Raw genomic sequence first — 8,859 nt, forward strand, 5'->3', positions numbered from 1 at the left:
GGTTAGGGTGAGGGGTAGTTGTTTGCTCTTATTTCGCGTCGGTGGCAGTGCCATCCGCATGCCAGTCGAACACGCCGAACTCAAAGCCTTTCAGATCGCCCTTCTGATCCCAGGACAGCGGGCCCATGACGGTTTCAACAGAGTTCGCTTTCAGCCAGGTCGCGATTTCAGCCGGATCGGCTGACTGGTTCAGGCCCGCCTGCAGGGATTGCAGTGCCGCGTAGGTGGTCCACACGAATGCGCCGCTTGGATCCTGTTTCTTAGCTTTGATCGCATCCACGATCGGTTTGTTCGCCGGAACCTGATCGTAGTTCTTCGGCTTGGTCACCAGCAGGCCTTCGGCAGATTCACCGGCGATGTTAGACAGGGAAACGTTCGCTACGCCTTCCGGCCCCATGAACTGGGTTTTCAGACCGGCTGCACGCGCCTGACGCAGGATCTGGCCCATCTCCGGGTGGTAACCGCCGTAGTAAACGAAATCGATATTCTCTTTCTTCAGGCGCGCCACCAGGGTAGAGAAATCTTTCTCACCGGCGGTAATACCATCGAAGAACACCACAGTGGCATTAGCTTTTTTCAGGTTGTCCTGCACGGAGCGCGCCAGGCCTTCACCGTACTGCTGTTTATCATGAACAATGGCGATGCGCTTTGGCTTCACTTTATCAACGATATACTTCGCGGCGGTTGGGCCCTGGTCGGAGTCCAGACCGGTGGTACGCAGCGTCAGCTTATAGCCACGCGCGGTCAGCTCCGGCGCGGTCGCCGCTGGCGTGATCATCAGAATACCTTCGTCTTCATAGATGTCAGACGCAGGCTGGGTGGAAGAGGAACACAGGTGGCCGATAACGTATTTGATGCCATCGTTAACCACTTTGTTGGCTACGGCAACCGCTTGTTTCGGGTCACAGGCATCATCATATTTTACGATCTGCAGTTTTTCGCCTTTGATACCGCCCTTGGCATTAATGTCGGCCACCGCCTGTTCTGCACCTGTGAACTCCTGGTCGCCGTACTGCGCTACCGGACCGGACATGGCGCCCACGACAGCCACTTTAATATCAGCCTGAGCCATGGTGCTGAATGCCAACGCCATACATCCTGCCAGTAATGCTTTACCCTTCTTGTTCATCCTGAGAATCCCCATTGTTATGGTTATAACTTGTGTTGTGGTGTTGTTTTATGGCGCTTTATTTCGTTTATGCGTCTGCCGTGCGCGCCTTTTCAGCATACTCTGCTAAAACATACCCCATTTTTATCTATTTGGAATAGCTATTTTGAAATGTATATAAGGTAAGCGAGGCTTTAACGAGTCAGCGCACAGCGCAACGGTAAGTGTTTGCCAGAAGAGGGGATAACGCCCGGTCAGGCGCTAAAAAAACAAAACCCCCGAATGTGCATTCGAGGGTTTGCGGGAGACTTCGCGAAAATTACGCTTCGATAGCGGCGCGAAGTTTTTTCATGGCGTTCTTTTCAAGCTGACGCACACGCTCAGCGGAGACGCCGTAGCGGTCGGCCAGTTCCTGCAGCGTGGACTTGTTGTCTTCGTCCAGCCAGCGGGCGCGGATAATGTCCTGGCTGCGCTCGTCGAGACCTTCCATCGCGAAGCTCAGCTTGTTGGCGGCCTGCTCTTCCCAGTTGTCGTCTTCAATGCCGTCAGCAAAGTTAGACGATTTATCCTGCAGATACAGAACCGGTGCCATTGGCTGGCTATCCGACGCATCGTCGTCAGATGACATATCAAATGTCATGTCCTGCGCCGCCATGCGGGATTCCATTTCGCGCACGTCTTTGCTGGAAACACCCAGCTCGCGCGCCACCATTTCGACTTCGTCCTGATTGAACCAGCCCAGACGCTGCTTGGTTTTACGCAGGTTAAAGAACAGCTTACGCTGTGCTTTGGTGGTGGCCACTTTCACGATACGCCAGTTACGCAGCACGTATTCGTGGATTTCGGCTTTGATCCAGTGCACGGCGAAGGAGACCAGACGCACACCCACTTCCGGATTGAAGCGGCGCACCGCCTTCATCAGGCCGATGTTACCTTCCTGAATCAGATCCGCCTGCGGCAGGCCGTAGCCCGAGTAATTACGAGCAACGTGAACAACAAAGCGCAGGTGAGACAGGATCAGCGTCTTAGCTGATTCCAGGCAGCCCTGGTAATGCAGCTTTTCAGCGAGCTCCTTTTCTTCCTCAGCCGTCAACATCGGCCAGGTGTTAGCGGCCCGGATGTAAGACTCCAGGTTACCAACAGGGGCTAAAGCTAAAGTTTGCATTTCTTTGGTCATTCATTCCTCTCAATCTATTTCTTCTGGCGGCGGTTTGTCCCCATCAGGCAACGAACATGCCAGAACTAACGAGCAACGAGAATATCATTCACACTTTTATCAGACAGTGATTTTATCCACAAGTTCCGACTGAAACCTGGGATAAATTACGCACAAAATGTGACGTAGAGATGATTGTGCTGGGGCAGAAACATCAGATGTTCTTTCCCTGCACGAGCGGTCCTCAATGCAGGGAAAGATTATATCAGAGATTTTTTAGTCGGGGGTAAAGTGACGTAAATGTTGCACAGTTGCTAACCAGGCGGCGATCCAGCCGATCATCGAGCACACCAGCAGCAGTAACAGGCACTCGTCGAAAGATAAGCCGCTGATATCAAACTTTGTTCCAAAAACCTGCGCCACATCGGTGACGGCGGCAGAGAGACGCATCACCAAAATTTCTGACAATATCAGTGAAAGAAATGCACCAGCAAAACCGAGCAACGCACCGCCGTACAGGAACGGACGCAGGATAAAACCGTCTGTAGCACCGATAAGCTTTTGCACGTTAATGGTATCGCGACGGGCAAAGATGCTCAGACGCACGCTGTTACCGATCACAAGGAACACCGCGGCGACCATCAGCACGCCGATCATCGCCGCCACCCGGCCAACCAGCCCGGTCAGCGCCGACAGACGGGCAAACCAGCTGTCGTCCATGCGGACTTCATCGATCCCGTTGATGCGCGAAACGCGATCGCGCAGGGTGTTCAGCGACTCGGTACCCTGAAAATCCAGCTTCGGGATCACCACCGCCACGGCGGGCAGCGGGTTCTCTTCCAGCATATCCAGCGCGCCGCCAAACCCGGACCAGTTGCGGAACTCGCCCAGCGCCTCTTCGCGCGACAGGTAGTTGACCTTCTCAACACCCTGCTCGGACTGCAGCTGCCCCACCACCTGCGCCGCCGCATTATCGTCGAGCGCTTTGTCGAGATAGACGGTGATCTGCGGGGACGGATAGTACTGCGATGCCGCCTGGTTAACGTTTTTGTACACCATGTAGCAGACGCTTGGCAGCGTCAGCGAAATGGCGATAACCATGATCGTCAGGAAGGTGGCGAGCGGTTTGCTCTTCAGATCCTGCAGCGCGCCGTGGAAGGCATACCGCACCTGCTCGTTAAACACATTGGTCTTGCGCGAGTTTGGCTTCGGCGACGACTTACTGCGCTTAGGCACGTTGCGATTGCTGTCGCCGCCCTGGGGCTTACGGAAACGGTCAAATCGATTACCCATCTGCCGAATCTGGTTTATTGCATCACGCTTATTCACCGCGGCCTCCGTGCAAGTGACCGTCGCTCAGCGTCAGCATGCGGTACGAACGACGGGAGATAAGGCCCATGTCGTGCGTCGCCATCAGTACTGTCACCCCAACGCGGTTAAATTCCTCAAACAGACGCAGGATCCCTTCGGAAAGGGCTTCGTCCAGGTTACCGGTCGGTTCATCCGCCAGCAGTACCGCCGGTTTGTTCACCACCGCGCGCGCAATGCCCACACGCTGCTGTTCACCGCCGGAAAGCTGAATCGGAAAGTTTTTCGCTTTGTCCAACAGCCCGACCTTATCCAGCGCCGCCGACACGCGACGACGAATATCATCCCCGCTGGCACCCGCAATAATCAGCGGGATAGCCACATTGTCGAATACCGTGCGGTCCATCAGCAGATGGTGATCCTGGAAAATCATGCCTATCTGGCGACGCAGAAACGGCACTTCACGGTTTTTCAGGCGGCTGATGTCGTGACCGCCGAACAAGATTTTGCCGGTGCTTGGCCGTTCAATCCCGCAGATAAGCTTGAGCAGGGTACTTTTCCCCGCGCCGGAGTGGCCGGTCAGAAATGCCATCTCGCCCTGCTGCAGGTGGAAGTTAACCCCCTGCAGCGCTTGTCTCCCACCGAGATAGGCCTTGCTGACGTGTTCAAAGCGAATCATTGTTAATCCTCTCGGGCAAAAAGTGCCTCAATAAAGTCGCCCGATTTAAACGGACGCAAATCTTCGATACGTTCGCCAACGCCAATGTAGCGGATAGGAATACCAAACTGATCCGCCACCGAGAAGATCACCCCGCCTTTCGCGGTGCCATCCAGCTTGGTCAGCGTAATCCCGGTCAATCCTACCGCTTCATGGAACAGCTTCGCCTGGCTGATGGCGTTCTGTCCGGTGCTGGCGTCAATGGTCAGCATCACTTCATGCGGCGCATCGACATCCAGCTTTTTCATGACGCGGACGATCTTCTTCAGTTCTTCCATCAGGTGCGCTTTGTTTTGCAGGCGCCCTGCGGTATCGGCAATCAGCACGTCGACATTACGCGCTTTCGCCGCCTGAATGGCGTCAAAAATCACCGAGGCGGAGTCTGCGCCCGTGTGCTGGGCAATCACCGGAATGTTGTTGCGCTGGCCCCACACCTGCAGCTGCTCTACCGCAGCGGCACGGAAGGTATCACCCGCGGCCAGCATCACCGATTTGCCCTGCTGCTCGAACTGACGCGCCAGTTTGCCAATGGTGGTGGTTTTACCCACCCCGTTGACGCCCACCATCAGAATAACAAATGGCGTTTTGCCTTCAATATTAAGCGGTTCGTCCACTTTTGCGAGGATTTCACCCATCTCATCTTTCAGCAGGCCGTACAGCGCTTCGGCGTCGCGCAGCTGTTTACGGCTGGCGCTTTCGGTCAGGCTGCTGATAATCTTGCGGGTGGTTTCCACCCCAACGTCGGCGATCAGCAGCTGTTCTTCCAGCTCTTCAAAGAGATCATCGTCGATTTTCTTCCCGCGGAACAGACTGATAAATCCGGAACCGAGGTTTTCTTTGGTCTTGATCAGGCTACGTTTCAGGCGGGCGAAGAAACCTTCTTTGGTCGGTTTTTCCTGCTCCTGAACCACCTCTTCTACCGGGACGTCTTCTTCAATCGGGACAACGATATCGGCTTCTTCTGCCGCTTCTGCTGCCAGCGCCTGCGCTTCCAGCTCTTCGTCGCTGATTTCAGCGTCAATTTCCGTTTCCGGGAGGTACTCTTCCGGGAGCGTTTCTTCAATCTCCTGGGCGATCTCTTCCGGCAGCGGCAGCTCTTCGTGCTCTACCGCCTGCGGTGGGGCAGTCTCAACCACCGGCTCAACAATCTCTTCCACCACTACGGCCACGGGTTCTGGCTCTGGTTCTGGCTCTACGGCAACAAACGCTGGCTCAACTGGCTGTGGTTTTTCGCTCTCCTGAACCTGCTCAGTGACCTCAACCACCTCTTCAGCGAAGGCCTCAGTCTCTTCTTTGCTGTGGGTCTGCGGTTCTGCTTCTACGTCTGCGACGGTCTCAACAGGGGTTTCAGGCTGCGGCTGTTCAACAACCGCGGGCTGTTCTGCGATCGGTTGTTCTTCGTTCTGCTGCTCGGTTTCCTGCTCTTTTTGACCAAAGCCCAGCCAGGAAAAGAAGCCACGTTTTTTCTCTTTTGCCATCTGCGACTACACCCCTCGCGGTTAATTACTGGCGCTATATACATGGAAGCTAAAAAAATGATGAAATAGTTTATCACTTAACTTAACGCACATCACCGCCTGCAAGCGCAGGCCGTCGGTGTACCCGAGCAAAGATATGAAGAAACCCAACCGTGCCGCAGCAGGTCAGATCCGCATTATCGGCGGCCAGTGGCGAGGCCGTAAACTGCCGGTGCCGGATAGCCCCGGTCTGCGCCCGACCACCGATCGCGTTCGCGAGACGCTGTTTAACTGGCTGGCCCCTTCAATGGTAGATGCCCGTTGCCTGGACTGCTTCGCCGGAAGCGGCGCCCTCGGGCTCGAAGCCCTGTCGCGCTATGCCGCCAGCGCCACGCTGCTGGAGATGGATCGCAGCGTTTCCCAGCAGTTACAGCAAAACCTGGCCTCGCTGAAAGCGACGCACGCCAAAGTGGTCAATACTAACGCCCTGGCCTTCCTTGCACAGGCAGGTACGCCGCACGATGTGGTATTTGTCGATCCGCCGTTTCGCAAAGGCCTGCTCGAAGAGACGCTGACGCTGCTGGAAAACAACGGCTGGTTGGCGGATGATGCCCTGATCTACGTCGAAAGCGAGGTAGAGAATGGGTTACCACCGGTGCCGGCCCACTGGAATCTACACCGGGAGAAAGTGGCCGGTCAGGTCGCCTATCGCCTTTATCACCGTCAATCTCAAGGAGAGACCGATGCCGGTACTGATTAATCTGGGTCGTTTACTGATGCTGGGGGTCTGGGCATTTCTGATCCTTAACCTTGTGCATCCGTTCCCGCGTCCGATGAATATCTTCGTCAACGTGGCGCTGATTTTTACCTCGTTTATGCATGCCCTGCAGATGGTAATGCTGAAAAGCGGCCTGCCGAAGGATGGCCCACCAATGACCGGCTGGCAGCAGCTGCGGGTGTTTATTTTCGGCGTGTTTGAGCTGCTGGTGTGGATGAAGAAGTTTAAAGCGCAGGCGAAGAAATAGGCCGTCTGATGCCCTCACCCTAACCCTCTCCCACAGGGAGAGGGGACCGTTCAAGCTCCCTCTCCCAAGGGGAGAGGGCCGGGGTGAGGGGAAAATCACGGCACGTTCTCAAACCCCTCAAACCGCGATCCCTTGTAACTCAACACGCCTTTATCCCCCACCGTCAGCTGATGGTACTGCTTTTCGTCCAGCCGAAACGTCATCTCCAGGCCGCCGTTTTCCGGCTTAAAGCTCGCCTCATAGCGCATCGACGTGCCAGCGGGCGTGACCTGCTGCTGGCGGGAGCGCCGGTCGTTAATCGCTTTTTCCCGTTTATTGCTCACCACCACCCGTTTTTCCAGCAGCGGCGCGGCATCGTTATCGGCCTTGTCCCGGCGCTGCTGCACAAAGCGAAATGACGCGGCAATCACGATAATCGCCAGCACGATAATAAAAAAAAGCGGCATCTTGCTCATTGGACAATCCTATAAGACCAGGCTGAAATCAGGATAGCGCGCGACACAGAGCATTGCCATTGGCCCGCTTGCGCCACTACACTGAACTGAAACTGTTTATTCAACAATAACAGATACAGGGACTTAATATGCTTTGGTCATTTATCGCTGTCTGTTTCTCCGCATGGCTGTATGTCGATGCGTCCTACCGTGGCCCGGCCTGGCAGCGCTGGGTGTTTAAACCCGTCACGCTGTTGCTCCTGCTGCTGCTGGCCTGGCAGGCACCGATGTTTAATGCTGTCAGCTACCTCGTTCTCGCCGGACTGTGCGCGTCGCTGGCAGGTGACGCCCTCACCCTGCTGCCGCGCCAGCGCCTGCTGTATGCCGTGGGCGCGTTCTTCTTATCGCATCTGCTTTACACCATCTATTTTGCCAGCCAGATGACGCTGTCATTCTTCTGGCCGCTGCCGCTGGCGCTGCTGGTGATGGGTGCCCTGCTGATTGCGGTGGTCTGGACGCGGCTGGAAGAGATGCGCTGGCCGGTGTGTACCTTTATCGCCATGACGCTGGTGATGGTGTGGCTGGCGGGGGAACTGTGGTTCTTCCGCCCGACCGCGCCTGCCCTGTCGGCCTTCCTCGGTGCCACCTTGCTGCTGCTGGGGAATATCGTCTGGCTGGGTAGCCACTATCGCCGCCGCTTCCGCGCTGATAACGCGATTGCGGCCGCCTGCTACTTCGCCGGGCACTTCCTGATTGTGCGTTCGCTGTATATCTAAATAAGCCTTGACTCTGGAGTCGACTCCAGAGTGTAGACTGCGGTAAATGAGAAGATTATCATTACCGGAGAATGCCATGTCGACTCCAGACAGTTCTAAAAAAGTGCCGAAATTTTCGGCACTTAAGCTTACTCCCGCCCCTGCTCACAGCGATTGCTGCGCCTCAAACGCCTGCGAAACGCAGGTTGAAAGCGTGCCGCTCGCAGACGGCCAGCGTTACAGCTGGGTGGTCAACGGGATGGACTGCGCCGCCTGCGCGCGGAAAGTTGAAAATGCGGTGAAGCAGATCCAGGGCGTCAACCACGTCCAGGTGCTGTTCGCCACCGAAAAGCTGCTGGTCGATGCGGCCAGCAACATCACCGCCCAGGTCGAAGCGGCGGTGGCGAAGGCAGGCTATACGCTGCGCGACGCCAACGCCCCGGCTGAAAAAACCTCCCCTCTGCGCGATAACCTGCCGCTCATCACCTTGATCGTGATGATGGCCCTGAGCTGGGGTCTGGAGCAGTTCAACCACCCGCTCGGCAACCTCGCCTTTATCGCCACCACCCTTATCGGGCTCTACCCGGTTGCCCGTCAGGCGCTGCGTCTGATGAAAAGCGGCAGCTGGTTTGCCATTGAAACGCTGATGAGCGTGGCCGCCATCGGGGCCCTGTTTATCGGTGCCACGGCAGAAGCGGCAATGGTGCTGCTGCTGTTTTTAATCGGTGAACGTCTCGAAGGCTGGGCTGCCAGCCGGGCGCGTAAGGGCGTGAGCGCACTGATGGCGCTAAAGCCAGAAACCGCGACCCAGGTGATAAACGGTGAGCGCAAAACCGTGCCGATTGCCAACCTGCGCCCGGGCGATGTGATTGAAGTGGCGGCAGGCGGACGTCTGCCT

Annotated in this window: 10 protein-coding genes; 4 read left to right on the forward strand and 6 right to left on the reverse strand. The window is 56.2% G+C overall.

What is annotated here, in order from left to right; all coding sequences use genetic code 11:
* Positions 1 to 28: 28 nt before the first annotated feature.
* From livJ to ftsY, 5 genes are all read right to left on the reverse strand, one after another.
* Complete coding sequence (gene livJ / locus ACRDD5_RS22415; protein ID WP_271282618.1) at positions 29 to 1,129, reverse strand: branched chain amino acid ABC transporter substrate-binding protein LivJ; 1,101 nt, start codon at positions 1,127 to 1,129, stop codon at positions 29 to 31.
* A 298-nt stretch (positions 1,130 to 1,427) separates the two neighbouring features.
* Entirely contained in the window at positions 1,428 to 2,285 is an 858-nt protein-coding gene (rpoH, locus tag ACRDD5_RS22420) for an RNA polymerase sigma factor RpoH (protein ID WP_271282619.1), read from the reverse strand.
* A gap of 255 nt (positions 2,286 to 2,540) precedes the next feature.
* A complete protein-coding gene (gene ftsX / locus ACRDD5_RS22425) occupies positions 2,541 to 3,593 on the reverse strand; it encodes a permease-like cell division protein FtsX (RefSeq protein ID WP_271282620.1) in 1,053 nt (350 codons plus the stop codon).
* Positions 3,586 to 4,251 (reverse strand): cell division ATP-binding protein FtsE, encoded by a 666-nt coding sequence (gene ftsE, locus ACRDD5_RS22430; protein WP_271282621.1) that lies wholly within the window; start codon positions 4,249 to 4,251, stop codon positions 3,586 to 3,588. Before ftsE ends, ftsX begins: the two co-directional genes overlap by 8 nt.
* 2 nt (positions 4,252 to 4,253) lie before the next feature.
* On the reverse strand, positions 4,254 to 5,768 hold the full coding sequence (gene ftsY, locus ACRDD5_RS22435) for a signal recognition particle-docking protein FtsY (protein WP_438678037.1): 1,515 nt from the start codon (positions 5,766 to 5,768) through the stop codon (positions 4,254 to 4,256).
* A gap of 136 nt (positions 5,769 to 5,904) precedes the next feature.
* Between ftsY and rsmD the strand changes: the two genes are divergently transcribed.
* Together rsmD and ACRDD5_RS22445 are read left to right on the forward strand one after the other, a co-directional pair.
* Positions 5,905 to 6,507 (forward strand): 16S rRNA (guanine(966)-N(2))-methyltransferase, encoded by a 603-nt coding sequence (gene rsmD, locus ACRDD5_RS22440; RefSeq protein ID WP_438678038.1) that lies wholly within the window; start codon positions 5,905 to 5,907, stop codon positions 6,505 to 6,507.
* Entirely contained in the window at positions 6,491 to 6,772 is a 282-nt protein-coding gene (locus ACRDD5_RS22445) for a DUF1145 family protein (protein WP_271282624.1), read from the forward strand. The genes rsmD and ACRDD5_RS22445 overlap by 17 nt, the downstream gene beginning before the upstream one ends.
* A gap of 95 nt (positions 6,773 to 6,867) precedes the next feature.
* Here the strand turns inward: ACRDD5_RS22445 and ACRDD5_RS22450 are convergent, their stop codons facing one another.
* Entirely contained in the window at positions 6,868 to 7,227 is a 360-nt protein-coding gene (locus tag ACRDD5_RS22450; protein WP_438678039.1) for a DUF2500 domain-containing protein, read from the reverse strand.
* Positions 7,228 to 7,355: 128 nt separating this feature from the next.
* Here ACRDD5_RS22450 and ACRDD5_RS22455 point away from each other — a divergent pair, with 128 nt between their 5' ends.
* Both ACRDD5_RS22455 and ACRDD5_RS22460 read left to right on the forward strand, forming a co-directional pair.
* A complete protein-coding gene (locus tag ACRDD5_RS22455; RefSeq protein ID WP_271282626.1) occupies positions 7,356 to 7,982 on the forward strand; it encodes a lysoplasmalogenase in 627 nt (208 codons plus the stop codon).
* Between the two features lie 76 nt (positions 7,983 to 8,058).
* Positions 8,059 to 8,859, forward strand: an 801-nt coding sequence (locus ACRDD5_RS22460) for a cation transporter (protein ID WP_438678040.1), incomplete at its 3' end; no start/stop codon positions are given.

The sequence above is a fragment of the Silvania sp. genome (genome assembly GCF_051656365.1).
In the GTDB taxonomy this organism is placed as follows: Bacteria; Pseudomonadota; Gammaproteobacteria; order Enterobacterales; family Enterobacteriaceae; genus Enterobacter; species Enterobacter hatchlandensis.

Bases quoted from the DNA above. Each gene is read 5' to 3' on its own strand.
- livJ (WP_271282618.1), bottom strand. From the start codon at position 1,129: ATGAACAAGAAGGGTAAAGCATTACTGGCAGGATGTATGGCGTTGGCA.
- rpoH (WP_271282619.1), bottom strand. From the start codon at position 2,285: ATGACCAAAGAAATGCAAACTTTAGCTTTAGCCCCTGTTGGTAACCTG.
- ftsE (WP_271282621.1), bottom strand. From the start codon at position 4,251: ATGATTCGCTTTGAACACGTCAGCAAGGCCTATCTCGGTGGGAGACAA.
- ftsY (WP_438678037.1), bottom strand. From the start codon at position 5,768: ATGGCAAAAGAGAAAAAACGTGGCTTCTTTTCCTGGCTGGGCTTTGGT.
- rsmD (WP_438678038.1), top strand. From the start codon at position 5,905: ATGAAGAAACCCAACCGTGCCGCAGCAGGTCAGATCCGCATTATCGGC.
- ACRDD5_RS22445 (WP_271282624.1), top strand. From the start codon at position 6,491: ATGCCGGTACTGATTAATCTGGGTCGTTTACTGATGCTGGGGGTCTGG.
- ACRDD5_RS22450 (WP_438678039.1), bottom strand. From the start codon at position 7,227: ATGAGCAAGATGCCGCTTTTTTTTATTATCGTGCTGGCGATTATCGTG.
- ACRDD5_RS22455 (WP_271282626.1), top strand. From the start codon at position 7,356: ATGCTTTGGTCATTTATCGCTGTCTGTTTCTCCGCATGGCTGTATGTC.